Genomic DNA, 26,628 nt, shown 5'->3' on the forward strand with positions numbered 1-26,628 from the left:
AAAATTTTATACTTGTAAAATATTAAGTTCGATCGAACTTAACGGCAGCCGCAGCTCCGGTTAGTCTGATTCTCTCTGTCAATAAAATTATATCTCAGGCGGAATCCTAAGTTTTTTTTCGAGGTTGCAGAGGCAACTGGGCTGGTAATAAATTACTATTTCTGTTTGCTCTGCGGGCTATTTGACCGCTAAATCAAATCTATTGCGCCGATCGCAGTTTAAGGTTAGATTTGGACTTCGAGTTTGAGGTCAAACCCTTAAGAGAGTTATACTTGCTCAGGGGCAGTCTGGCGAGAGCGCCCCCGAGGGAGCGCGACGGTGGCTGCGGCCTCCGTAAGGTTCGGGGTCTCGCCTCAACAAAAACCAGCTTGCGATCGGACTCTTGAATAAAATGACACCATGAGTATAATTTTGTTCGCATTTTTTTAATATATGACATACTGCCTTAATCTCGATTGCCCAAGAGACAAGCGTCAGAACCCACCAGGCACAAAGTATTGTCTTAATTGTGGTTCAAAGCTGCTGCTAAAAGACCTTTATGCAGCAACTGAGCCGCTGCGCGACGGAGGATTTGGCAGGACTTTTAGGGCTGTTAATCATGGAAAATTTGAGGAATTGTGCGTTATTAAACAGTTGTCGCCGCCCCAGGAGTTTCAGCGGAAGCCAGCTCATTTTAAAAAGTATGTCCGACTGTTTGAACAAGAGGCAAGGCGGCTTTACGAACTGAAACACCCACAAATTCCTCAGCTAATTTCTTATTTTGAGGAAGATGGGCGCTTGTATTTGGTGCAAGAGTTTATTGATGGCAATAATTTAAAAGATGAGTTAGACAAGTACGGTGCTTATAGCGAACTTAAAACTAGAGAACTGCTGTTAGATTTGTTGCCTTTGCTGAATTTTGTTCACGAGCGCAATGTAATTCACCGGGATATTAAACCGGAAAATGTGATCCGCCGCAATCGCGATCGCAAGTTGGTACTAATAGATTTTGGCGTTTCCAAACAGGTAGTAGCTGATGCTCCGACCAAAACGGGAACTAAGTTGGGAACTCCAGGCTACGCGGCTCTAGAACAGCGGCACGGTAGGGCTGTTCCTGCTAGCGACCTTTACAGTTTGGGGGTGACTTGCATTCGCTTGCTGACTTCTGTTATGCCTTATTTGGATATCTACGGGGACATTCACGATGACCTTTACGACCCGCTCGAAGGTCGCTGGCTTTGGAGGGAGGCTTTGCCGAAAGGAACAAAGATTAGCCAGGATTTAGGTCAGATTTTGGATAAGTTGATTCAGGAATATGTCAAAGACCGCTACAAGTCTTCTCAGGAAGTTTTGGAGGTGTTAAAACCTGCTGTTGTTGTTATCCCACCAGCGCAATTTTTGCAGCAGGCAACTGTTCTGAGTGCTTCTTTACCGACTCAACCTGTGACTGAGACTCCGCTAGTTTCTGTGAATTTAGAGTCGGAAAAAGGAATTGATTATTCTCAGTTGGAAAGGCTGCTGGCTGCTAAAAATTGGCGGGGTGCTGATGAGGAAACTTCTGTGAAAATGCTGGAAGTGATGCAGCAAGTTTCCAGGGGTTATTTGAGCGAGGAAGATATTAGGAAGTTTCCCGCTAAGGATTTGCAGACTATTGACCAACTTTGGGTGCGGCACAGTCACCGCAGGTTCGGGTTTTCTGTGCAAAAGGGTTTTTGGGTAAAGTCGGGGGGAAAGGCTGGTGTTTATGATGCTACTGTTTGGGAGAAGTTTGGCGAGCGAGTGGGCTGGCGGCTTAACAATCAGTGGGTATACTATTCTGAACTGAATTTTACTTCTAAGGCAAAGCCTGGACATTTGCCGGGAGGGACTGTTTTTGGGTGGGAAGGTGGGGTTTTGTGCGGTGTTTTGGGGTTGGGTGGGATCTGGTTTCTGCTGTCACGGCGAGATTTGTAGGGAGAAGGAAGTTCGGCAACAGATTTTATAACGGATTTAGCGGATTTAACTGATTTAAGGGATGGATTTTGAGGTGCGAGGGAAGAAAGCCCCGAAGGGAAGAAGGCGCTAAAGGGAAGAATTGGGAAATAATGGCAAAGGTGGTAATTATTTAAAGAGTTAACAAATTTTTAATTCATTTTTCAAGAAGCTGTCCCGCATGGGAATTGCCTATTTTAATCAATGGGTCAAAAGCATCAAATTCTATCGCCACCTTCGTTTTTCCCTGGACTTACCTACAGGCGGCTCAGGGAGAAGTCCGATGGAAGTCGGAAGAAGGAAGAAGGAAGAGGGAAGAAAAGCCGACTGGGAAGAAGAGGCGAATCATGGCAAAGGTGGTAATTATTTAAAGAGTTAACAAATTTTTAATTCATTTTTCAAGAAGCTGTCCTGCATGGGAATTGCCTATTTTAATCAATGGGTCAAAAGCATCAAATTCTCTCGCCGCCTTCGTTTTTCCCGGGACTTACCTACAGGCGCTCGATCTATAGCGGTTATCATAAAGATGAGGTATGCCAAATTATGCTACGATCGCCAGGGAGAACACACACACAACAGCGAGCATCTTTACCTTCAAAAACCTCAAAAAGCTGATCGGAACTATCGATTACCTTTTTCCCAATTACCCATTACCATTACCCATTACCATTACCCATTACCCATTACCAGACATACCTCATCTTTTTGAGAAAGGCTATAGGTAGCTACTGAGTACAGTTGGGCGATATGTTCTGTAGAAATTAGGTAGAAAAAGAACAGAAAATTCGATCTAGTCCCAAACCATTTTTTTGTGATATGTTGTGAGTGAAGGGCAAGTTTACCAAGCTACAGACCAGTCCTTACCCGTAGAAAAGTATGAGGACGGGCTTTGGCTCCAATTTACCAAGGATATATATCTACTATGTTGCAAGAAAAACGTCTCAAGCCGTGGACTGTAGTTCGATCGCTTCCGAATGTGGAAAAGGTGGTTGTGGGTCAGTTTCGTAGTTGGTCTGATGCAGACGGTCACTTGCAAATTCTTAAGCGGATGGTTCCGGCCGATCGATTGACTGTTGTGTTCGATCCGGTAGTTCCAGTGTAATATTGCTGCTAAATTGAGCAGCGTGCGATCGCTCGCGTGAACTCAGCGGTCGCCTCTTTTTTTACATAAAAATTTATATTTAAAAATGGCGATCGCACGCGCGGGCGATCGCAACTAAAATCATTAGATATATTGCAAAAATACATAGGACGGGCTTTCTGGCCCATCCCACAAATTTTTTTCTTGTGGGATGGGCCAGAAAGCCCGTCCGAAAATTTGATTAAAAGGACTCAGGCAATCTTATCTATTGTCCTTAACTGCGGCGAATTTCAGTAACTTGGTCGGCAACTTCCAAAATTGCTGGGGGCATAGAAGGCCCAGTCAAAATAATATCCAAATCCTGCGGCTTGCTGTCAATCAATGCCAGCACTTCTGCTTCGGGAATCAAGCCTAAATTCACGGCTAAACTCAATTCATCGAGAATAACTAAGGCGTAACTGCCGGAACGTACCGCATTTTGAACGTACTCCCACAATTGTGCGATCGATCGCGTTTCGATCTCATTTAAATCGGCCTTGTCAATGCAGCGCGGCAAATCGCACCGCACCCAATCTAAATTTTGCCCCAGCCGCACCGGATGCTGATGCCCTTGATTGATTCCCCCTTTGAGGAACTGTACCGCCAACACCGGAGATCCCTGTCCAGCAATTCGGAGCGCTTGAGCCATGACACTGGTAAAAAAGCAGCGGTGCGGGCTTGTAAAAACTTGCACCAGCCCTTCAACTGTGTAGGGCAAGCTGTGGGTTAAATTGAGTTTAGGGGTTTGTAACTGAGCAACCATAGGGCAATATCTAATCAGCAACTAAGTCTTGAGTGCGGCTCCGACCGAAGAGCGCGGCTGAAGCCTGCTTAACAATATATAGTGTACGGGGCCGAGTACACATCCGATCAAACGCTAGATATACAAATTGTCAAAAGCTAGCGGCAGTGCGATTCGCAGTCGTTTGTGAGATTTTTTGAACTCAAGCAAGCACTTACGCAGAAACCGTTTTTTTACCCAACTACGGCGTGGAACCCGAGAATTATACAGTTATAGGCGCAAAAACCCAGCCTATGAGAGTCTTGCGGAGTCCAGGACTTTCAATAAAAGGTACACATCGCGTAGAATTTGAATGTCGCGGCACTAGGAGCAAGCACTGTGAGATTGGTGATTCTGGGAGGGCCGGGAGCGGGAAAGGGAACTCAGGCACAGCAATTGTGCAGCAATTTGAGCATTCCTTTAATTTCTGTGGGGGACATTCTGCGAGAAGCCATCGCATCTCAAACAGATTTGGGCAAGTTGTCCGCACCTTATGTGCAATCCGGGGAGCTAGTTCCCGATCCAACTATGATTCAATTCATTCGCCACCGACTACTAATGTCGGATGTGACTAAGGGTTGGCTGTTGGATGGCTATCCGCGAACGGCTTTTCAAGCTGAGGAGTTGGATTTTTTGCTGGACGATTTGGCTCAGCAGCTAGATTGGGCGATTTGGTTGAAAGTGCCGATCGAGCTTTTGTTGAGTCGATCGAGCGATCGGGCGCGATCGGACGATCGTCCAGAAATTTTACAGCGCCGGCTCGATTTGTTCCACGAACGCACTATCCCGATCCTAGATTATTATCAGTATCGCAACAGGCTGTTAACTGTCAATGGCGATCGATCTCCCGAACAAGTCCAACAGGATCTGCTCAAATTGATCGACGCTAATGGGAAATAGTCAATAGTCATTAGCCAGAAGGAAGATTAATTCCCAATTCCCAATTCCCAATTCCCAATTCCCAATTCCCAATTCCCAATTCCCAATTCTCAATTCCCTAAATATTATGTCTTTCCAGCGTCCCGACGGCCGACTACCAAACCAACTTCGTTCGATTAGTTTCGATCGCGAATTCAACAAATTTGCTAGCGGTTCCGTGCTAGCCAAAAGTGGCGATACTCAGGTACTTTGCAGCGTTACAATCAAGCCGGGAGTGCCTAGGTTTCTGGAGAATACCGGACAAGGCTGGCTGACAGCCGAGTATAGAATGTTACCGGGAGCTACGCCGCAGCGACAAGAGCGGGAATTTATGAAATTATCGGGACGCACTCAGGAGATTCAGCGGTTAATTGGACGGAGTTTGCGATCGTGCTTGGATATGCAACTGTTGGGGGAACGCACGATACTTGTCGATGCGGATGTTTTGCAAGCAGACGCGGGGACTCGCACTACTTCAATTAATGGCGGGTTTGTGGCTGTGGCTGATGCTTTGAACAAGTTGGTAAAAAAAGGTGATTTAGAGCGATCGCCCATTATGCGTCAAGTAGCGGCCGTATCCGTCGGACTTTTGGAAGGGGAACCCTTTTTAGATTTGAATTATCTGGAAGATGTGGCGGCAGAAATTGACTGTAATGTGGTAATGAATGGAGATTTGAACATCATCGAAATTCAGGGAACTGCCGAAGCCGGAAGTTTCAGCCGGAGTCAGTTAAATCAAATTTTGGATTTGGCAGAAACAGGAATTCAGGAATTGTTGGAGGCTCAACGGCAAGCTTTTTAACACAACACGGAAAATTTTTATTCATCCCCATCGAACTCAGCTAAGATGCTACAAATCTCATTAGGACTGATATCTTCTCGGTCTGATTTAGCATAAATGGTTAATAGAAGTACGCTAGTCGGTGACTCAACTTGATAGATCAGTCGATAACCAGCGCTTTTCCCTTTTTGGATATTGCTATTTCTGACTCTCACTTTCAAAATGACATAATCTTCACCCATTCCGGGGATGCGATCGCCAGTAAAATTCCCCCCTTGGAATTGTTGAATAATTGGCTGAACATCCGAGCGAATCTGTCGATATTTTTTTGACAATCTATATAAGTTTTCCTCAAATTCATCTGAGAATCTGATAGAAACTGAATTGGGTTCATTCAGCATCGATCCTCTCCCACAGCTCATAAATTGGTCGGGTTTGTCCTGCTTTTGCTTGCTGTAATGCTCTCCTGAGACTTGCTTTCACTTCGGAAATGGGAGTATCATCAGGATCGGTTTCGGCTTCCTCTGCTACTTCGGCAAAAAGTACGATAACTCGCACGCGGCTGGGGGGAAAGTCTTCGATCGCGCGATCGAGCACTAATTGACCTTTTTCATCAATTGTTCCCAATACTTCAACAGCTTTCATCTGTTTCTCCTGAAGGTATTTTTAATCAATTATATCATATTTTATGAGGGTAAAACAAAGTTGATATTAGAGAGCGATCGCTTACCAAAGCTCAATTAAAACTCAACCACCCAAACACTGTTTCTACGGTCAATTCTAACTCGATGCCCTTGAGTATTGGCAACTGAGTTGCACCTGTATACAATTCCACTTTCTGCCCTAGGAATATAGCTAAAATACTTTCTTCTTCAGGAGCGAGCGACCACTGCAATTGAGTGCCATGATTTGGCAATTTGAGTCCAGCACTCAAGGGTAGCTAGAAACCGGGTTTTTTCGCGAAAATACTCGGTTGAAACCCTCAATCTCCAAAAAACCCGGTTTCTGGGCGAGGATTGGGGAAAAAAAAGCTTGACAAAAATTCCTTAACGCGCTATGTATGGTAGATATCGCTGAAAGCGAAAGCGTCAATCGCAGTTGATCACTTTGCCCTCCGAGTAGTGAAAGCTACGCAATTAATGCAGGGACGCGAACAGCCATTGCTTTCAACTCCCCAAACCTTTGATGCCGTCAGGCGATAAACTCATCACTCCAGAGAAAGTTAGTGAATACTACCGATCTCCCAAATAAAATGTCTGTACTCCGAGTTAAAGACTCAACCGACATTTCTTTCAGAGTGCACGGCTTAGAACTCCCAGCAGACCACGGTTACGGGCTGTTTGCGGCGATTTGCGAACTGGTGCCGATTTTGCGGGCCGATCGCACAATTCGGCTGCTGACGGTGGCGGGACATCCTGACAAACACGGGAAAATCACTCTCAAGCGCGACAGCCCCAGGGATTTGTCGCGAATGCGGATCAGGGTGGCCGAGGAAAACGCGCACCATTTCTTTAAACTTGGTGGCCGCCAACTGTCTGTAGACATCCATCAAATTGTGCTGGGAGTACCGACAATATTGCCGTTAAAGCCCGCTGCTGAGTTGTTGGCGATTGTGGTGATTGCTGGCTACCAACAGCCGGAAATTGACTGTAATGTGGTAATGAATGGAGATTTGAACATCATCGAAATTCAGGGAACTGCCGAAGCCGGAAGTTTCAGCCGGAGTCAGTTAAATCAAATTTTGGATTTGGCAGAAACAGGAATTCAGGAATTGTTGGAGGCTCAGCGGCAAGCTTTAGTTGAGTAGTTAAATCTAATTCCTGATATATATAGAAATACAGTAAATCCGGTATAGTCTCACTATTCCACGGTCAAAAGATTGTCTTTGACAGCAATTTTTCCTTAAAAATAGCAGCTCGCTCCCGTACAGAGGTAATTTCAGTACCAGCAACATTCTCGGCTTCACCTGCAAGTTTTATAGCCTCTTCCTTGTTGCCCTCTACCTCTTCTAACTCAGCTAAACTTAGTAGTGTACTAGCGATTGTATCATTGCGACTAATTTCTCTGCTGAGTAGGAGACAGTCTTCATAGTAACGTCTAGCTTGCTCGTAATCTCCTTGTAGAAAGTGACATTTTCCCAAATTCATTATTAGCTCGGTTTGATAGTAGCGATATCGAATTCTCTTATGAGGGTAATCTTCTAGCAAAATTTGATAGTTTTTTAGAGATAGATTAAACTGCTGATGACTCGCAGAAAAATCTCTCAACTCAAGATACACGCATCCAATAACATTTGGTAACTCTGCTTCATGAAGAGCTAATCGATCGTCAATAGGTATTTGACTGCGCTTGGTCTTCAAAATTTCCCAAGCTTGATGATAATGCTCTAAAGCAAGTTCATACTGCTTTTGCCGATTTGCCAAATTTCCCAAATAGCGTAGCAACTTACATTCTTGTGAAAATTCTTTAAGCAGTTGATACTTCTGTAGCGATTCCTGGAAATTTTTATCAGCCTGGACAAAATCTTCACCTTCCATACAAGCGTAGCCCAGTTCACCTAATAGCTGTGCTTGAATCTTGACATCATTTATATGTCTAGCAGCTTTAAGAACGATCTTACCGCAGCGAAAATAATCGTTCCAGTAACATTCAAACCATAGTTTTCCACTGACTTTTTCCCACACCTCAAATAGTAATTTGAATAAATCCTCACTTTCATCATTTTGTGATAAACACATCTCGTCGGCGAACCCGTTCAAATCACTAAATAGATTTGCTCTCTCTTCTTGTAATGTTAAATCTATATTCATAATTACCGTTCCGTTTAATTGTCTGGATTAGTCAATATCGTACTTCCATTTTGTTATCTGTTTCCATTCCTGAAGTGACCGTTGCCACTTATCCACCAATCCTCTTCGCAGGCTGCGTCTTACCCAAGGATGCAAGTTATATCGCAATTTACCTTTGGCATCTGTTTCCTTTTCAATCAAATACCACCGCCCCAGTTCGCGCTGCGTTACGATCCAGTCAGACTCCTGTACCTGTCTCGTACCAGACAATTCTTCCCAAGTCACACCTGCATCAGACTCCCCCATGTAACGGAGTACGTTCTTACTTACATCGCTAATTCGCTGCCAAGCTGTCTTTAGGGAAAACTCGTAAATTTTTTCAACATCTCCGCCGGCTTGTTCTAGTGCCGACAACACTGGCTCCAATGTACCATCGTCAAAGACACGCCCAACGATGAAATGTAATGCAAGCGGAGCACCGCAAGATAAATGATAGACTCGTTGAAGTTGCTTTGTGTTTGCTTGTAGTATTGCAGGTACATTTTTGTATTTAGCTTCATCTTGCAACAACTTGTAAGAGCAGTTCTCTTCCAAGGGCGGAATATTAATCAGTCCAACATAAGAAGCATTGGTTTGGAAGCGACTGGTTAGTAATACCCGACTGGGGTTAAGCATTTCATTAAGTTTGGGTAAAATCTCCTCAAGTTGTGCGGTTTCAGCATTGTCTAGTACGATCAGCCTCTTTTCTTCTTTAATGCGTTGGTAAACTCGCTTTACCGAACAGCCATCTAGTTGGTGGGCAATCTCTTGAAGTAACTGATTCCAACTAAGCGCCTCATCTCGTTGTGACTGGCTGATTTTACCATCTAAAAATTCGGTGTCTCTTGCTTTAACCCATAGCACATCAGCAAAGAGATTGTTACGCACTGCTGCCGTAGCAACTTTACAGGCTACTTCTGTCTTGCCGTACCCTGCACTACCACATAGAGAAAGGATAGGCGCTTCTTGCGGGTCGTTTAGTCGGTGTAACACTTCTTCGCTGAAACTCTCTCTTCCCCACACCTTTCGGCATCGTAAATTGGGAATCCATACCCCACGCTGGTTTTTGCTGTAACCGTCAGTTGGTTGTAGTGGTAATACGTTAATTTGATCTGCTAGTGAAGGTGTTTTGCTTGTAACAGATAATACCAGAGGCAACTCTATTGCCTGAATTTCGCTGGGTTCAGCAACTTCTTCCCAGTTAACACCTACGGCTTGACAAATTGCAATAAAGGCATATCGCTCGATCCGGTCCCCCTTCAAAAACCTCTTCAATGTTGAGATTGAGGTAAAAGCAGCTTGCCGCCACTTTTCTTGAGTCCAGCGTTTCTTGCGTCTAGCTTCGTCAACGATTTTTAGTCCTTGTTCTGATGCCTTCAGAGAATCAACCATTCTGCATTACCCCTACGGTGGTCTCATCCGATTATAGCTCACCTTGGTTCCGTAAGTAAGAGAAGCAGTGAGCTATTTAGTGAACTCAAAAATGAACCGAACTGAGCCTTCAATCCAATTTGGATCTGAGATATTAAAAATGTGGGCAGCAAATTAAACTCGAAACTTCCCACATGAATAGATATAAAAAGGTGAAAATCACCTCGTTCAGATCGCCCAACCACAGGTATACTATGTTTGAATTGAACAACACTAATCCTAACCAAAGTTTAACAATTTCTGCGAATCCCGCCTCTACTAATATCCTAAATTCTCAGGTAATACCAACGGTTAATCAAGACCTTCAACGCTTTGCTGCCGATCCCAACTTAAACGAAAAACTTAAGCTTAGCTTTGGCTCCGATTACAATGTTCAAACCGCACAAGCAATTTTTGCAGACTGGCTAATTGGTGATTTTAGTAGCATTCCACCTATAGAATTAGTGGAGCGTGATGACATTGCCGGAGCGAATGGTGCATTTGCGGTAGCAACAAATAAGATTTATTTGTCAAAGGATACGTTAACGGGAGATATTACCAGCACCGCAGCCTTAGAAGACGTTATTCTTGAAGAAATTGGACACTCAATTGATGCTCTGGTGAATCCTGTTGATGCACCGGGAGATGAAGGTGCGATTTTTGCTGCTACTGTGCAAGGGAAAGTATTAAGTTCGGAAGAATTAGCTGCGTTAAAAGCCGAGGATGATAGTGCTGTTGTCATAATGGGAGGACAACCAATCATCATTGAACAAAACACAATGAGTAATCCTCAGACTATCAATAATGCCACTGGCTATTTTACAGGACGACAATTGTACTCAAATCAGTCCGTTAGCACGAATAACGATCAATACTATCGTTTCACTATCGGACAATCTGCGGGACGTTTAAGCGTTGGCTTGAAAGATATATATGGTAGTGCTGATGTTTCTCTAATTCGGGATGCTAATAACAATGGCAGGGTTGACTCTGGGGAAGTATTAGCCAGTTCAGTAGGAAGTTCCAATAAATTAATCTCCGGGAATCAGTTGGACAACTTATCGGTTGGCACCTATTTTTTACGGGTTCAAGGGACTGCCAGTTACGGTATTGCTGTGAACCTAGATCAAGCTGGAAACTCTCCTTCTGAGGGAATTCCAGGGGGGTTCAGTATAAATAAAGCCCGCAATTTAGGAACTTTGACCGATCGCGCAGCCTTAGAAGATTATCAATTCAGCGATTTTGTCGGTTCTGGTTTGGGAGATGCAGTTGACTACTATAGTTTCCGGTTAGACAAACCCCGGAGTTTATCTTTTGCCCTCAGAAATATGACTGGCAATGCTAATGTTTACCTTGAAGATGGTAACCGCACAGTTTTAGCAAAAAGCGAGAATGGGGGTAGTAATGATGAACTTGCTTCTTGGAATTTGGCAGGAAATACAACTTACTATCTTCGTGTAGTTCCCGTTGGAAGTGAATCTACAAACTATCGATTAGTGTTGAATCCCGGGCAAGTAATACCTCAGTCTAACCCTAGTATAAATAGTGGGTTTAAAATGCCTTTACCAGGAGGTAAAGAATGGCTCATTAATCAGGGGACACATAATAATAATACAAAACCAGCCTTAGACTTTGGTGCTACTTTTAAAGAAAATGGCAAATCCTCCACTAAGTCTGATATACCCGTGTTAGCATCGGCTACCGGTAAGGTGATCCGATCAGAGTACATAGCACCTCCTCCGGGGGGTCATGAATGGGGTAACGTTGTTTGGATAGATCACGATCAACCTTATAATGGTAGTGGGTATGTCACAATATATGCTCATTTGAACACAAAGAATGTTCAAGAAGGATCGTTGGTGAATCAAGGAGATCAAATAGGAACGATGGGAACAAGTGGAAATGTGCCTTTACATCTACATTTTGAGGTGATGTACAACGATAAAGCCATAGGAAAAAACTACACTCCTACCTCTGTCTCAAATAAACAAATACAAAACTTTCGTCTGGATGGTCAACCTTTAACCTCTTACTCTAATGTTGGAGAAAGATACGATACTTACAAACCATCGACAAATAAATATATGGATCTCTCGACCTTACCCTCCTTCCCCAAAAAATAGCGATCGCCCTGAAGCTTGGTAAGAAGAACTTGAAGAACGGGAAGCTTGGGATATCACTTTAGATATCTCGAAACAATCATCTTAAGCAATCCCAGAAATGTAGGGGTGAAGCATTATGCTTCACCCTCTTGCGAATCGAAGATTACAATTTGGGCTTGCGCCATTTTCCGATCGAGATTTGAAACTCAACCTTTAAGCTAGGCGAATTAATAAATCGGAGTGGCGAGATTTGAACCCACGACCGCCACTACCCCAAAGAAACCGCAAAAAACCCGGTTTCTTGGATTTTGATGCGTAAGTCCCAGCAAAACTCAGCTTAATTTCCGATCGCACTTTTTCAACTTTTTCTATGAAATGCGATCGCCATCTTGGAGTTATCCTAGAAATATACTTCATTTCCCGATCGCATTATGGTTGCTTTACCCGATCGCCTATCGATGAGCGCAGAAGCATACCTGACTTGGGAACCCACCCAAGAGGAACGCTACGAGTATTGGGATGCCGAAGTTGTCGCCATGAGTGGGGGAACCCGCAATCACAATCGAATTACCTTCAACTTCTCCAAGCTATTAGACGATCGCCTTAATCAGCCCTACGAAATTTACATTTTAGCTGTGAAACTACGGGTAGAACCAGGACAAAACTATTTTTATCCTGATGTTGTCGTAACTTGCGACGAGCGCGATAACGATCCGCAATTGGTGCAATTTCCTGCGTTGATTGTCGAAGTTTTATCACCTTCGACGGAAGCTTTGGATCGGGGCGCAAAATTTGCTAAATATCGCCAATTTTCAACGCTGCAAGAGTATGTCTTGGTGCAAGTCGAACAGCCCGGAGTCGAGGTGTTTCGGCGCAACGAACAAGGGCTGTGGGTGCTGTCAGAGTATGGTTTGGGCGATACTTTGCGATTGGAATCAGTAGATGTCGAAATTGCGATCGGCTAATTGTACCGCCAAGTACAGTATCTTCTTTAGTCCGCTTGGCATGGACATCGTTTGTGTAGACGCGGTTTCAACCGCCGTCTAATCTTTACTTCGTTTGTCTAGAGGCGGTTGAAACCGCCGTCTTATCCTACAAAACTTGCCGTGGGGCGATCGGAATTTCAATCATAAACTCAGTCCCCTCTCCCGGTGCAGAAACGCAAGTCAACTTTCCGCCGTGAGAACTCACAACAATCGAGTGAGAAATCGACAATCCCAAACCAGTACCCGAACCCACAGGCTTAGTTGTAAAAAACGGATCGAATATTTTGTGCAGCACTTCAATGCTCATTCCCGGGCCGCTGTCAGCAATTCTAATTATCGCAGAATTCCTGTCAGTCACCTCTGTAGAAATTGTAATAGTAGGCTGTCTTTGAGAGCTTTCCGGGCAATCTCTTGCCAAAAGTAGCGCATCGATCCCATTTGTCAAAATATTCATAAAAACCTGATTCAACTGCGACGCATAACAAGTAATTAAAGGCAGCTTGCTGTAATTTTTCATCACATCAATACCCAAACGCCCGCCCTCTTTTCTCAAACGCGGTTGCAGCAGCATCACTGTACTGTCGATGCCTTCATGGATATCAACCGACTTCATTTGCGCTTCGTCAAGGCGCGAGAAATTCCGCAAGCTCAACACGATATCCCGGATTCTTTCCGCTCCGACTTTCATAGAATCCAGCAGCTTTTGCAAATCTTCGATCAAAAATTCCAGTTCGATAGTTTCTATTTCATCGATAATTTCATCAGCCGGTTCTGGGTAGTGGTGCTGGTAAAGATCGATTAATTTTAGCAAATCTTTAACGTATTCGCTAGCAGGGTTGAGATTACCGTAGATGAAACTTACAGGATTGTTGATTTCGTGAGCTACGCCAGCCACCATTTGCCCCAAACTCGACATTTTTTCTGTTTGAATTAACTGAGCTTGCGTTAATTTCAGCTCGCGCAACGTTTGTTCTAAACGCTCGTTCTTTTCATTTAACTCCTGCGTCCGCTCTTGCACTTTCTGCTCCACAGAATTGTAAAGCAGAGCATTTTCCAAAGAAATAGCAACTTGGGAAGAAAGCAGCCTTAAAACTTCCAATCTGTGGGCAGTAAACGCCCCGATGGTTAAATTGTTTTCTAAATAAAGAATCCCAATTAGTTTGCCTTGATTGATAATCGGCGTACACAAAAGAGATTTGAGCTGGTGTTTTGCGACGTAAGGATCGGCAGTAAATCGCCCCTCAGCCGCCGCATTGCTCAACACCAAGTCCGAGCGAGTCCTTTCCACATAATTAATCGCAGTCACAGGTAAATCATGACATTCTTCAACAGGCGTAAATTGCAGCACCGCTACATCTTCAGCAACTACAGAGGCTTTAGCTGAAATTAACAGTTTTCCATCTCTAAGCAAGATTAAAAAACCGGATTGTGCGCCCGCGTTTTCCAGCGATATCCTCATCAAAGAAGCCAGCAACTTGTCTAGGACAATTTCGCTGGAAATCGCCAGAGATGCTTTCATTACAGTTGCTAAATCCAGCACTCTCGCATCGCTACCAGTAGAAGTATGAATAGTTGTTGTAGTTTGATTGTTGTGAAAACTTCCGTTGAGCGGCGTCATTTCCCGCAACTGCGGATACTTCTGTTCTAAATCTTCAACTTTGCGGAGTGCACCCCAGCGCAAGTAGCACGAGTGAGCTTCGCGCAAGTGGATTTTGGCATATTGATATTTGCCTTTACTCAACCAAAATTTGGCGGCTAGTTCATTGGCGAGGGCTTCATTTTGGACAAACTCATTGTCTTGAGCTAAATTTATAGATAAATCGTACAGCTCTACAGCTTCTGAATCTCTCTTAGAAATTCGGGCTATTTCTGCTTGTACTAAAAGGTACTTGTGCAGAAAATTTTCGCGACAGTTGTCTGCCCAAATTTTCATCTGTTTTTGATTCGCTTCTAACTTTTCTAAGTATTGTTTTTGCAGGCTTTTTGAAACTTTTGGAAAAACTGCCGCTAAAACTAGAGAAAAGAAAAAGTTCCATTCGGTAGCGGGGATGGCTCCGGTAATAAAAGATAGCTGCTTTTCTACTTCCAAAGCTAGTTGCAGCGCTTCGTTGAAGTTGCCGTACCAGTACATTACTTGGCACTTGCGAATCTGATACAGACAGAGCGAGTACAAATTTTGATGAGCTTGACAGTTGTGTACGTATTCAGCCTCGGTGAGCTCTTCGCTTTCAAATACAAACTTTTCGACAGTGAGCTGGCTCAAGTTGCGCAGGATTAACTCTACTCCTAATAATGTATCGGTTACGAGCTGATTTTTGGTTTTTTGGCTGAACTGCAAATACCTACTGGTATCTGCCAGAATTTGCGAGATTTCTTTGCCTTGAAAAAAGGAATTAGCTATGCGGTTGGAGAGAATATAACCTGCGTATTCTAAGTCGCCTGATTCTAAGGCGGCTTGATATCCTTCATTGCTAATTGTGTGAGAATCTTTGATGTGATTGAACCAGTAATAAAAAATACTGACTAGGGAGGAACAAGCTCTGCATTTCAAGCCGATGTTGCCGGATTTTTCGCTCAAATTCAGCGACAGCATGGCAAATTGATATGCTGCTTTGTAATCTCCCGAAACTGCGTTTAAGAACATACCGTAGCCCGCGTAGCACAGGGATGCTTCGGGAACTAAACCGTAGGTGAGAGAGAGATTGACTCCTTTTAATACGCTGACTTTCCACAAGTCAGGATTGTTGAGGTAGGCCGATGTCAGCAAGTTGGTGATTAATTTGACTGCGACTTTTTTGTCGGGTACTGTCATTTCGGGTGCGTCAATCAGGGAAGCTATTTCTCTACCTGCTAAAAAGTTTGTGGCTGCTGCTGATTCTTCGGAGATCACTGTTTGCAGCCCGTCTAGCGGCAAGTCAATTCCCAGCAAGTTCAAAGCTTGGATTCCGGCTTTAACGGCTTCTTCGTACTTGGCGCGGAGGGTGTACTGCACGATCAGCAGGTTGTAAATTTCAACTTTTTCTAAAGGCGATCGCGCTTTTTCCAAAGTTATGTTGATAAATTCTTCAGAATGCTCGAAATAGCCGTTGAGATACTCAACATTTGCCCGCTCCATGTGCAGAGCAAAGGCTAAATCGTAGTGGGAATCCCAGATATCGGCGGTTAAACCGTCCATACCTGCGGTTAAATACTGCAAGGCAGCAACATAAGCAGTGGCATCTTTGGCTCTGCGGGCGGCGTCTAAATTGAGCGTTGCCAGTTCAATTAGTTCTCGATCTTCTCGAATTAGCGATCGCGCGACATTCAAGTGATCGACTAACTCAAAGATTCTATCAGCTCGATATTCAGCCGGAGTGTTTTCGAGGATTTGCCTGCCAATTTTCAGGTGAACGTCTTTTTTTTGCGAGTCGTCAATTAAAGCGTAAGCTGCTTGTTGTACGCGATCGTGCAAAAATTTATAATTGAGAATCAACAGCGGAAACATCACGTAATCTAAGGACTTGCTTTCCAATTCCGAAGTTGGGAGAATCAGTCCCGACTTAATCGCCGGCAACAGGTGAGAAAAAGTTTCCGAAGCTTCTTTTTCATTAATTAAAGAAAGAGTATTTAAGTCAAATTCGTTGCCCAAACAAGCCACTAAACGCAAAACCTGCTGCGTAGAACTTGGCAGTTTTCTCAATTTTTGGACCATCAAATCTACTACATTGTCAGTGATAGCGCACTGCTCAATTTGAGTCATATCCCAATGCCAGCCGCCCTTGCTACCCAACTGTGGCGGGTGAAAAACCAGCAGATTTTCTTGATACAATGTTTGTAGGAATTGATTCACAAAAAAAGGATTGCCGTCTGTTTTGGCGACCACCAGTTCAGCTAAGGGTTTGACAGATTCGCGATCGCTGTGCAAAGTCTCGGCAATCAAATGAGTGATGTTGTCCACGCCCAGCGGCGACAGAGCAATCTCATTAATGATGGCTTCCTGATTCCGCAGTGTCTCCACAGTCATCATTAAAGGATGAGTGGGACTGACTTCATTATCCCGGTAAGCGCCAATTAAAAACAGATATTGTGTCGCTTCATCTGTCATCATCAACTCGATCAATTTGAGTGTGGCAGAATCAGCCCACTGCAAATCGTCAAGAAAAATGACCAGCGGATGTTCGGGCTGGCAAAATACGCGAATGAAATTTTGAAAGACTAAATTAAAGCGGTTCAGAGATTCCGTCGGCCCCAATTCCGCTACAGGAGACTGAGCTCCGACAATTAGTTCAACTTCGGGAATTACATCAATAATAATTTGCCCGTTTTGACCGAAGGAAGTGCGGAGTTTTTCGCGCCAAACGGCTAATTGAGCTTCGCTTTCAGTTAACAGTTGCCGCACCAATTCCGAAAAAGCGCTAACCACGGCTGAGTAAGGAATAGTCCGCTTGTACTGGTCAAACTTTCCCCAGATAAAATAGCCGCGCCTGCGAGTAATAGGTTTGTCTAAAATCTTGACCATTGCAGATTTGCCAATGCCGGAATAACCAGCAATCAGCATCATCTCGCTACGAGATTTATGCTGTCCTCTCGCGATCACTGACAGGGCACTTTCTGTTTTTGATTTGCTCTCTTTTTTGATGACAGAAATTTGGGAGTGTTCGATGCGGTAGGCTCGATTATTTGTTGCTGCTACCCGTTCAAATGCCGCTAAAAGAGTTTCAACTTCTCGCTGTCTGCCGTAAAGTTTTTGAGGGATTTGAAATTTGTCGGAAATATCTTGGCTGCCGAGAGCAAACTCGGAAATCACCCCAGAGGTTTGCAACTGAAACAGACAGGATTCCAAGTCTGCTTTCAGTCCCCAAGCACTTTGATAGCGATCCTCTGCCGCTTTTGCTAGCAATTTCATCACAATGTCTGAAATAGCTTGAGGAATTTCTGGTGAAAGTTCAGCGAGAGGTACTGGCTGTTTGGCGATGTGACAGTGAACTAACTCCATGGGATCGGTAGTGGTAAAAGGGAGCTGTCCTGCCAGGACTTCATAGAAGGTGACGCCGAGGGAATAAAAGTCCGTGCGGTAATCGATTACCCGGTTCATTCTGCCAGTTTGTTCCGGCGACATATAGGCTAAAGTGCCTTCTAAAAAATTCGGATTTTTATTGGGAATGTTTTCCTGGTTTGATGCCGTTGAGATGCTAAAATCTATGAGTTTAACTTGTCCAGTCGCGGGATTAAAAACTATATTAGAGGGGTTTATATCTTTATGAATTACATTTTTTGCGTGAATTTCTCCCAAAGTTTCAGCAACTTTGATGGCTGTCGTCAGAAATCCTAAAGTGGTAAACTTTTGGGTAGCCATAAAGATTTTCAAAGATTCGCCACCAAAATCTTCTAAAATCATTGCCAGACTATTTCTAACCTGCTGCAACTTGTACACTTTAACAACTCCGTCGAGCAGGTCTAAGTTGGCAGTAATGTCATATTCGCGTTTGTATCTGTTCAGTTCTTCAGGAGTCGGATAGTCTTCTTTGAGAATTTTGATAATAACAGGTTGGTTGTCTTGCTCGTTGCGGCCGCGGTAAACCAGGGAAGTGCTGCTTTCATAAATGAGAGCGAGAACTGCAACGCCGGGAATTGCCATCATAGTTGGGTTCTCTCAAATTAGGTGTGCTTGGTCAATGTTACAGGACTTACGCGCGGCGGGCTAGAAACCCGGTTTCTTGGTTGCTAGTGGTTGACAAACCCAAGATTTTTGCGTATGAGCCGGGTTTCTTTTCGTAAATCCTATGTTATTCTTCATTATCACTCAAGAGCTATGTTTTGGGATGTGTGGGAAGACACGCCGTATCCAGGACAGAGCTGCTGCTGAGGAAAGCGCGCTGGGGCTTTCGTGACCTCAGCAGTTAGGTAAACCAAAGCACAAATACAGGATTTGTGCAAGGATTTGCTGTCACGCCGCCCAAAGACAGATACTTGCTTTCGGCAGGACTGTGGTGGAGAGATCAAAATTTTAGACTCAAGTTCGGGCTCCGGTGATTCACGGAGCTGCAAGTAAATCGAAAAATGGAAAATCGAAAAATGGAAAATCGACTGATTCTCGATCGCCCCTGACGACTAAATCATCTCAGTTTCCAAGCAATTGCTTGATTTTAGCCGATCGCCCACCACATCCGGTTAAAAAATGCAAGTGCGGAAAGATTTATTTTTTTTGGTGACAAGGCGCGAATTGCCGGTGCTAAAAAAACCAGGCGGTGCAAGTCTTAACTGCTATTCGCGGCCCTGGTGCAAAAGGAAGTAAGTGTTGCTTCGGGAGCCGGAATTTTCCTCAATTCTGTCTGTTCGGGCCGATGGATTAACAATTATAACTGACGCTTAGAGCCGACTAAATTTGACAAAGAATCCAGAATTATTGCACCTTGTCTGCTGCGCCGCAGCGCACCCGACATTAATCAAATTTGCCTGACTCTTAACAAATTGTGACAAAAAAATTATAATTGTGATGCTGACCAGACTTACGCACCGACGACCAAAGAAACCGGATTTTTTAAGTGTGTTTTTGGACTGCAACGAAATTTTTTGCTAAAAAACCCAGTTTGTGCGCAACTGCAAGCTGAGGAAGATGCTTTCAGGCGAACCCTAGGGTGATTCCTGCTCGGGATAGCTACCCTTTGGGAAGGCGAGAGCGAACGCCGCGCCTACTTGCCTAAGTATACAAGAAAATGTGAGGAAAGATTAAGAATTATTGCCATAAAACCAAGGTGAAGTTATTTGAAGTGCGAGTCAAATCCCAAGCAGCAAAAGCGTTTGAGCATTTTTCAATTCTGTAAATCCTCAGAAAGTTACTATTTCTAAAGGATTCGTCCGGTGAGAAGATCTGAAACAACCTTAAAATTTAGCAGTAATCGCCCGATCGGGCAAATCTCAACCAGCACCAGGAAAAATACCTATGAAATTGGCTTATTGGATGTACGCAGGCCCAGCCCACATCGGCACTTTGCGCGTGGCGAGTTCCTTCAAAAACGTCCACGCAATCATGCACGCACCGATTGGAGACGATTATTTTAACGTCATGCGCTCCATGCTGGAGAGGGAACGGGACTTCACTCCGGTAACTACCAGCGTCGTTGACAGACACGTACTGGCGCGCGGCTCGCAGGAACGGGTGGTGGACAATATCACCCGCAAAGATAGAGAAGAACACCCCGATTTAATTGTACTTACCCCGACTTGCACCTCTAGCATTCTGCAAGAAGACTTGGAAAACTTTGTTAACCGAGCTCAATTGGATGCAAAAGGCGATGTCATGCTGGCGGATGTTAACCATTACCGGGTAAATGAGATCCAAGCTGCCGATCGCACTTTAGATCAAATAGTGCAATTTTACATTTCCAAAGCCCGCAAAAAAGGTGATTTAGAAGCTAAAAGCGAAAAACCATCGGTGAATATTATCGGTATGTCAACGCTGGGTTTCCACAACCAGCACGACTGCACCGAGTTGAAGCGTTTGATGGCAGATTTGGGAATTGAAGTCAACGAAGTTATTCCCGAAGGTGCTTCGGTTCATAACTTGAAAAGACTGCCGCGCGCTTGGTTTAACTTGGTTCCTTATCGGGAATTGGGGATGATGTCTGCGAGTTATTTGGAGCAAGAATTCGGCACTCCTTGCGTGGATATTACGCCGATGGGTGTGGTGGAAACGGCGCGCTGCATCCGCAAGATTCAGGAAGTGCTGAATGCTCAAGGTGCGGATGTTGATTATGAAGATTTTATCGACCAACAAACGCGGTTTGTGTCTCAGGCTGCTTGGTTCTCAAGGTCGATCGACTGCCAAAACTTAACAGGCAAAAAAGCGGTCGTATTTGGCGACAACACGCACGCGGCGGCGATGACGAAGATTTTGGCTCGCGAGATGGGAATCCACGTTGTGTGGGCAGGAACCTACTGCAAACACGATGCTGATTGGTTCCGGGAGCAGGTTAGCGAGTATTGCGATGAGGTGATTGTAACTGACGATCACGGTGCGATCGGAGATGCGATCGCCAAAGCGGAACCTTCCGCGATTTTCGGCACGCAAATGGAACGCCACGTGGGTAAAAGGCTTGATATTCCGTGCGGTGTGATTGCTGCACCGATTCACGTGCAAAATTTCCCGATCGGCTACAAGCCATTTTTGGGTTATGAAGGCACAAATCAGTGCGTAGATTTGGTCTACAATTCCTTTACTTTGGGAATGGAAGACCACTTGCTGGAAATCTTCGGTGGCCACGATACGAAGGAAGTGATTACCAAAGGTATTTCGGCTGATTCTGATATGAATTGGACGAAAGATGGACAGGCAGAATTGAATAAAATCCCTGGTTTTGTGCGGGGTAAAGTCAAGCGGAATACTGAGAAATTCGCGCGGGAACGAGGGATTGCTCTAATTAATGCTGAGGTGTTGTACGCGGCCAAGGAAGCTGTCGGCGCATAGTTTGGATTGTGGAGTGCCCAGACGAGTCCAGAAACCCGGTTTTTGACGACAATATCTGGTAGGGTGCGTCGCTATGAGATTTTCGATTTAGTTCGGAGATTTTCGATAGCGACGCACCCTACGGTATCTGACTGCTTTCAGTGCAGCTTGAGCAATTAACCCATCGTAAATCCCTCCGCCTGGTAGGTTTAAACTGACCATTTTGCTTACTGTTGCTTGGTAATCCTCAGTTCGTAGGGTGCGTCGCCACCCAAAATCTCTGACTTGCATATCGACAATCTAATAGCGACGCACCTGTGCGATCCAATATAAACAAACCAACACAAATTTTGTACTAAAATTATGTAAAAATGATATTAAAATACAACCAGATCGGAACTGCCAAATTGATTAACTTTCCCATACAATTTGACAAATCCACCGCACAATTGCTCCAATCAAATCAGATTGACTGGGTGAAAAAGCTGTCAGCGAATCCGCATTATCGTCGCCAACAATCGCAATATTGCCGTCAAACTTGCTTAAATCCTTGACAAATGTCTCGCTAAATCGTGTCGCCTCTTCCCCCCGCGAGTTGTAGAATACTAAGATGAAAGATTTCTCGCTATCCATCAGCAGCAAATCCCAATAAGTTTGTAAATCTGCCATTGTTTTCGGTGTGCCATCCTCACATTTGGGACAGCCTTGTTTCAGCATTTGGGTGTAAATCTTAGTGGCGGGGTTGTCGGGGTTGATGAAGTTTTTGCTGTCGATGCACAAAAGTTGAATTTGATTAGATAATTCGGCTTGATTATTGATTTCTCTGGCAATGTCTTGGGGGAAAGTTTGCCAGTTGAGGGTTGATGTGGTTGAGGTGAAACCGACTGCGGTTGTATCGGGAACTTCGGGATGGGGTGTGGTGGATGGATGGTGCCATGCGTCATAGAAGGTGGGGTAAGGGAGATTTTGGGCACAGTGCCAGATGACTTTGTAAGATTTTTCGTATCTATCAAAGTCATTTTCGTAAGTTGTATCAGATAGACAGTGCTGTAAAGCTGAGATAACAGAAGGCATCCGGTCATTTTTTATGATTTTTGTCAAAACATAGGCAACTCTTTCGCTACTGTCTTCATCTTCTGTAGTTTCCAATATCTCAATTAATGCACCGATAGCTTGGGGATCATCTGTAGGAAATTCCCAAAAATTATCTGGGGCAATATCCCACAATATCTTACTAACTATCCGATTAATATCCTTATAGTCATTGGTTTTTCTAACCTTAATTAATTCATCTACCATTTGAGGATTATCTGGAGCTAATGTCCACAATATTTCTTCTATAATACCGCGAGTATACTCAGATTGAGTTTCTTCTAAGGTTCTAATTAATTTAGCGAATATTTGTGGATCGTCTAGATCACTTCTTCGCAAAGCATCTGCGATAATTACTTTTTTATTATCTATTTTAGTGGTTTCTAGAATAAAAAATAATTGGTCTATGGCATCGGAATTTTCTGAAGTTATTTCATATAATATTTCCTCAAAAATTTTGCGACTCTCGTCAGATCGAGTAGTTTCTAATATTTCGATTAGCTTATCAATTAACTGTAAAATATCTAGCTCGATTTCTGGGGTAAATTCTGATAAAATATCAGGTGATATATCCCATAATATGTTGGTAATTTTAGCACGAACATCCTCGGACTTAGTGGTTTGTATTGTTGCAATTAATTGCTCGATTGCCTCTAAATTATTAGGGGAAATATTATTCAAAATGTTAGATGCGATTAAACCTAAGCTTTCGGATTCATTTGTTTTTATAATTCTGATTAATTTATCAATAGCTTTGGGGCTTTCTATGGGGATTCCTTCTAAGATTCCAGCTAATGCCGAACGAGTAGAATCAGATTTAGTTGTTTCTATAATTCTGATAAATTCATCAATAGCTTGAGGGTTGTTTAAAACAATTTCCTCTAAGCGATCCTCGATGCTCCAGCGTTTTTGGGAAGATTGAGTTTTTTCTAAAGTTTTAATTAATTTGGCTATATCCTCTAAGTTGTATGAATTAAATTGTTCTGATTTATCAAAATTTTCTTCGATAATACAATCAACGTCCTCTGAATCACGAAATTTCATCATCCTCATGGATTCTGGAAACCCTTCTAGATTGTCAAAAGTTATCTCAATTAAACGCTTAGGGTTTATTGCTGATAATATCTCAACCAATAAAGTTTTAATATGCTCAGAATTAGATGCTTCTATGGTTGTCATTAGTTCGTCAATCACCTGAGAATTTAAGATAGCAAGTTCTGCTAAAATATTAGCAACTCTATTACGAATTTTGTTGAAACTGGGATTTATAAAAAAATTAATTAATTTGTTAAAAACAGTTTTGTAATTAATCTGTAACAGTGCTTCTATTGCTCCCTTAGTAATCGGATCAAGATAGGTCTGCTTTTCTTGTTTTGTAATCCAATAACCAACGCCCCACCGGATAATTTGTGCAACGATCGCATCAGCCAAAGAACAATCCTTAAACTCATCAATTAAGACAGCAGCTAGAAAATAAGCTCGATACCAATAAAATTCATGTTCAATTCCATCATTAAGCTCGACCAACGCCTTAATAAACGCTTCCTTCTCCTCCCTATCCACATCCTTTCGCCCCATCCACAGCAACATCACCTCTTTCCACTGCCGATCAAAAATCCGATAAATCCCCTGCTGCGGATTCTGCGGCACATGATTCAAGAAAAAGTGCCAATCCTCAATCTCGCACGCTGCAAAATATTCCTGAAAAGAAGGATGATAGAAAGCATAAACAGATTTCAGTGGGTTTTGGGTATCAACTCCGACTCGATTCAACCAACCTAATTCAATTGCTTTTTCAAATAACTCTGGATGCGGTGCAGCCAGGTGTTTGCTCACAAACCAATCGGGCAATATCGATTTATATCCAGCTTCAATTGCTTTCAGTGCAAACTTTCCCAAGGCAGCATTTAAGTCTCTTCTCTGTGCTGCTGTTGTCGGAAAAGCTTGTTTCTTGAAATCATAAAGCGCTGCGACAAATACTTCATAAAGTTCGGCTTTAGTATCCGGTAATTTTTGCTGTCCGAATTCCCAAGTTAAACACAGCAGGAATAACCGCAGGGGATTGCGTGCTAAATCTTTGATTCGCTCTTTTCCTGGTTCGTCTAAGGCGGCGCGGAGATCCGCTGCGCGAAGAACCCCCCCCAGCCCCCCCTTGGTAAGGGGGGGAGCAAGAGTGGAGGTGGTTTCTTTGGGGGGAAGAACTCCCGCCAGCCCCCCCTTGGTAAGGGGGGGAGCAAGAGTGGAGGTCGTTTCTACGCTTGATAAGGGATTAGGAATTGGGTCAGTTTCCCCGCTTGGTAAGGGGGGATTAAGGGGGGTAAACCATTTATCGATAAACAATTTCACTTGATCGCAATTCTCGCCATCTCCATAGCTGAAATCGAGCATTCTATAAGTATCAAAATCAGATAGGGAATTCCCCGCAGCCTCCCAAATATTCAGGCGACAACTGATTACTATCCGTACCTTATCGAATACCTGTTCTCTCAACTGTGGCGATAGAGTTCCCAGGGAATCGGCTATTCCCATTTCATCCGCGCCGTCCAACAGCAACCAGATTTTACCTTGACTCAGTAATTCATTAAATTCTTTCACCCATTCCGCAGGTGCAGCATCCAATTTTCCCGCCGCTATTCGCAGCCAATCTTCGATTAAATATTGGCACAAAGGTTTTTTCACCTCTGCTAAGGATATCCATACCGGCAAATATTCAGTTTCCGCCAATATGCGATCGCCAATTTTCAACAATTGAGTGGTTTTTCCCGCACCCGGTTCGCCGATGACAGCAAGGCGTTTCCCTTTGCTTTTAGGGCTGTCGCTGTTAGCGAGGACTTTTTCGCAAAATTCGTCGTAACTGAGGGGAGTGAGTTTTTCGGCGGCTTCCTGATAAGCTTGGGAACCTGTTTGAGGGGAAAAATCATCACGGGGCTGGGGCTTTTGCTGGCGTTCGATTAATCCCAAGGGCACGTGAATCTCGTTGAGGTCGATTTTTCGCCCTAAGTCGTTGACAAAAAAAGTGTTGGCTGCTTGTCGCTTGGCTTGGGCTGCGGCGCGGCAGGTTTCGCGCCAGTCGATTTGGGTTGCTGGCGGTGAGGGTGGGCTCCATTCGTGGCGATCGACAATTTCGGTTATTTCTAAATTTAAAGCTTGACAAATTGCGTAAGCATTACCTTTATCAACTCCTTCACCATCGAAAAACCGAGTAACTGTCTTGTGACTTTGAATACCAGCCTTTTCGGCAATACTGGGAAATGTCCAACGTTTACCATTATCATCTTTTCCAGTATTTTTGGCGTTTTTGAGTTTGGCAATTCCGTCTGGAGTCGCTGGAATTCCGCGATCGCGCGTTTCGCCCATAGGTATCAGATTGATGTTATTGCGGATATTATAGCGGTTCTCACGCTAGTGGAATACACATCAGTCCTTGACGTTAAGACCAAAGAAACCGGGTTTTTTACCTAATCTGGGGACTGCGACGAAGGATTTTCGTAAAAAACCCGGTTTCTGACCACCCGCTTCTGATGTGCTAACACATATTCGGTAGGGACACAGCATTGCTGTGTCCCTACTCTGTCTCAGTTACAGGATGTGCGATCGGGACAGAAAGGGGAACTTAATATCTGTCCTCGATTGGCCTGGTACTACCGCAGATATTCGGTTATTTATGAATAACGCATTCATAATACCCGCCATGACTACACAACAATTCAAAATCATCTTGGCTCAAAATCCGAAAATTCAATTATTAACTTTGCTGGCTTTCATCGAGGACACAGAACTAGAAAACCTCGAAGAGAAAGAAGAATCAATCTCGAACTCGCTAACAGATATTGTGAGAACTCCCAAATTCACCTGCGTTGCTGGACAAGTTACCGAGTTTGGTATCGTCAATTTCATCTCGTGGTTAGATCCAGTTTCAGGATTTTGCATTGGTATGGTTTGCTTGGCTTGGCACATTTTCCAGGATATTAGGGAAGACGAGGAAGACAGCGATAGTCCCTCGAAATAGGTTCGTAGTCAGGACTTTAGTCCTCCATTGGATCGTCGCAGCAGATTTTTGGTCGATCGCGCGCGGGAACTTTTAGCACCGGCCCTACAAACCAGAAATCTGCTGTATTAGCATCGGAAAGGGCGATCGCACTTCCAATCCCTGATTCGCCCGCACAAAACAACAAGAAACCCTCCCCAACAAGGAGAAGGGAGGGCGAAAAAGACAGTTAGAAATTAAAGTTGTT

General features: G+C 43.9%; 20 protein-coding genes and 1 pseudogene. 11 read left to right on the forward strand and 10 right to left on the reverse strand.

Annotated elements, in window-relative coordinates; genetic code table 11:
• Positions 1-432 precede the first annotated feature (432 nt).
• The 3 genes from QUB64_RS06270 (at position 433) to QUB64_RS06280 (ending at position 3,052) form a co-directional block, all read left to right on the forward strand.
• The gene (locus QUB64_RS06270; RefSeq protein WP_333269342.1) at positions 433-1,932 is read left to right on the forward strand and encodes a GUN4 domain-containing protein; all 1,500 of its coding nucleotides are present in this window, start codon (positions 433-435) and stop codon (positions 1,930-1,932) included.
• Between the two features lie 199 nt (positions 1,933-2,131).
• Positions 2,132-2,329 carry a hypothetical protein gene (locus QUB64_RS06275; RefSeq protein ID WP_333269341.1) on the forward strand — a complete coding sequence of 66 codons (198 nt, stop codon included), beginning with the start codon at positions 2,132-2,134 and terminating at the stop codon, positions 2,327-2,329.
• 510 nt (positions 2,330-2,839) lie between these two features.
• Entirely contained in the window at positions 2,840-3,052 is a 213-nt protein-coding gene (locus QUB64_RS06280) for a hypothetical protein (protein WP_333269340.1), read from the forward strand.
• A gap of 253 nt (positions 3,053-3,305) precedes the next feature.
• Here QUB64_RS06280 and QUB64_RS06285 read toward each other — a convergent pair whose 3' ends face one another.
• Positions 3,306-3,833: a P-loop NTPase family protein gene (locus QUB64_RS06285; RefSeq protein WP_333269339.1), complete on the reverse strand. Its 528-nt coding sequence runs from the start codon at positions 3,831-3,833 to the stop codon at positions 3,306-3,308.
• A gap of 357 nt (positions 3,834-4,190) precedes the next feature.
• Here QUB64_RS06285 and QUB64_RS06290 point away from each other — a divergent pair, with 357 nt between their 5' ends.
• Positions 4,191-4,751: an adenylate kinase family protein gene (locus QUB64_RS06290; RefSeq protein WP_333269367.1), complete on the forward strand. Its 561-nt coding sequence runs from the start codon at positions 4,191-4,193 to the stop codon at positions 4,749-4,751.
• A 106-nt stretch (positions 4,752-4,857) separates the two neighbouring features.
• Positions 4,858-5,571, forward strand: coding sequence for a ribonuclease PH (gene rph / locus QUB64_RS06295; protein ID WP_333269338.1), 714 nt, complete (start codon positions 4,858-4,860; stop codon positions 5,569-5,571).
• Between the two features lie 17 nt (positions 5,572-5,588).
• Here the strand turns inward: rph and QUB64_RS06300 are convergent, their stop codons facing one another.
• The 3 genes from QUB64_RS06300 to QUB64_RS06310 all read right to left on the reverse strand — a co-directional run bounded on the left by QUB64_RS06300 (position 5,589) and on the right by QUB64_RS06310 (position 6,484).
• Entirely contained in the window at positions 5,589-5,951 is a 363-nt protein-coding gene (locus tag QUB64_RS06300; protein ID WP_333269337.1) for a type II toxin-antitoxin system RelE/ParE family toxin, read from the reverse strand.
• Positions 5,941-6,195 (reverse strand): type II toxin-antitoxin system RelN family antitoxin, encoded by a 255-nt coding sequence (locus tag QUB64_RS06305; protein ID WP_333269336.1) that lies wholly within the window; start codon positions 6,193-6,195, stop codon positions 5,941-5,943. Before QUB64_RS06305 ends, QUB64_RS06300 begins: the two co-directional genes overlap by 11 nt.
• Before the next feature lie 91 nt (positions 6,196-6,286).
• A complete protein-coding gene (locus QUB64_RS06310) occupies positions 6,287-6,484 on the reverse strand; it encodes a hypothetical protein (protein ID WP_333393990.1) in 198 nt (65 codons plus the stop codon).
• Between the two features lie 318 nt (positions 6,485-6,802).
• Here QUB64_RS06310 and QUB64_RS06315 point away from each other — a divergent pair, with 318 nt between their 5' ends.
• Positions 6,803-7,357, forward strand: coding sequence for a type I-MYXAN CRISPR-associated protein Cas6/Cmx6 (locus QUB64_RS06315; RefSeq protein ID WP_333269334.1), 555 nt, complete (start codon positions 6,803-6,805; stop codon positions 7,355-7,357).
• Between the two features lie 64 nt (positions 7,358-7,421).
• Here QUB64_RS06315 and QUB64_RS06320 read toward each other — a convergent pair whose 3' ends face one another.
• Both QUB64_RS06320 and QUB64_RS06325 read right to left on the reverse strand, forming a co-directional pair.
• On the reverse strand, positions 7,422-8,360 hold the full coding sequence (locus QUB64_RS06320) for a tetratricopeptide repeat protein (RefSeq protein WP_333269333.1): 939 nt from the start codon (positions 8,358-8,360) through the stop codon (positions 7,422-7,424).
• A 27-nt stretch (positions 8,361-8,387) separates the two neighbouring features.
• The gene (locus QUB64_RS06325; RefSeq protein WP_333269332.1) at positions 8,388-9,770 is read right to left on the reverse strand and encodes an NB-ARC domain-containing protein; all 1,383 of its coding nucleotides are present in this window, start codon (positions 9,768-9,770) and stop codon (positions 8,388-8,390) included.
• A 797-nt stretch (positions 9,771-10,567) separates the two neighbouring features.
• Between QUB64_RS06325 and QUB64_RS32900 the strand changes: the two are divergent.
• Positions 10,568-11,236, forward strand: a pseudogene (locus QUB64_RS32900) (hypothetical protein); the annotation flags it as partial.
• Between the two features lie 48 nt (positions 11,237-11,284).
• Complete coding sequence (locus tag QUB64_RS32905; protein WP_442921634.1) at positions 11,285-11,911, forward strand: M23 family metallopeptidase; 627 nt, start codon at positions 11,285-11,287, stop codon at positions 11,909-11,911.
• 192 nt (positions 11,912-12,103) lie between these two features.
• Here the strand turns inward: QUB64_RS32905 and QUB64_RS06335 are convergent, their stop codons facing one another.
• Positions 12,104-12,307, reverse strand: a complete 204-nt coding sequence (locus QUB64_RS06335; RefSeq protein ID WP_333269330.1) for a hypothetical protein — start codon at positions 12,305-12,307, stop codon at positions 12,104-12,106.
• Between the two features lie 14 nt (positions 12,308-12,321).
• On the opposite strand from QUB64_RS06335, the gene QUB64_RS06340 reads away from it, so the two are divergent.
• Positions 12,322-12,855 carry a Uma2 family endonuclease gene (locus tag QUB64_RS06340; protein WP_333269329.1) on the forward strand — a complete coding sequence of 178 codons (534 nt, stop codon included), beginning with the start codon at positions 12,322-12,324 and terminating at the stop codon, positions 12,853-12,855.
• Positions 12,856-12,982: 127 nt separating this feature from the next.
• Here the strand turns inward: QUB64_RS06340 and QUB64_RS06345 are convergent, their stop codons facing one another.
• Positions 12,983-18,496 (reverse strand): trifunctional serine/threonine-protein kinase/ATP-binding protein/sensor histidine kinase, encoded by a 5,514-nt coding sequence (locus QUB64_RS06345; protein WP_333269328.1) that lies wholly within the window; start codon positions 18,494-18,496, stop codon positions 12,983-12,985.
• Between the two features lie 1,302 nt (positions 18,497-19,798).
• On the opposite strand from QUB64_RS06345, the gene bchB reads away from it, so the two are divergent.
• The gene (gene bchB, locus QUB64_RS06350) at positions 19,799-21,322 is read left to right on the forward strand and encodes a ferredoxin:protochlorophyllide reductase (ATP-dependent) subunit B (protein WP_333269327.1); all 1,524 of its coding nucleotides are present in this window, start codon (positions 19,799-19,801) and stop codon (positions 21,320-21,322) included.
• A 390-nt stretch (positions 21,323-21,712) separates the two neighbouring features.
• On the opposite strand, the gene QUB64_RS06355 is transcribed toward bchB, so the two are convergent.
• A complete protein-coding gene (locus QUB64_RS06355) occupies positions 21,713-25,750 on the reverse strand; it encodes an NACHT domain-containing protein (RefSeq protein ID WP_333269326.1) in 4,038 nt (1,345 codons plus the stop codon).
• A gap of 334 nt (positions 25,751-26,084) precedes the next feature.
• On the opposite strand from QUB64_RS06355, the gene QUB64_RS06360 reads away from it, so the two are divergent.
• The gene (locus QUB64_RS06360; protein ID WP_333325093.1) at positions 26,085-26,402 is read left to right on the forward strand and encodes a hypothetical protein; all 318 of its coding nucleotides are present in this window, start codon (positions 26,085-26,087) and stop codon (positions 26,400-26,402) included.
• Positions 26,403-26,418: 16 nt separating this feature from the next.
• Here QUB64_RS06360 and QUB64_RS06365 read toward each other — a convergent pair whose 3' ends face one another.
• Positions 26,419-26,568, reverse strand: coding sequence for a hypothetical protein (locus QUB64_RS06365; RefSeq protein ID WP_333269324.1), 150 nt, complete (start codon positions 26,566-26,568; stop codon positions 26,419-26,421).
• Positions 26,569-26,628: the final 60 nt, after the last annotated feature.

Source organism: Microcoleus sp. Aus8_D2 (assembly GCF_036702665.1).
Lineage (GTDB): Bacteria > Cyanobacteriota > Cyanobacteriia > Cyanobacteriales > Microcoleaceae > Microcoleus.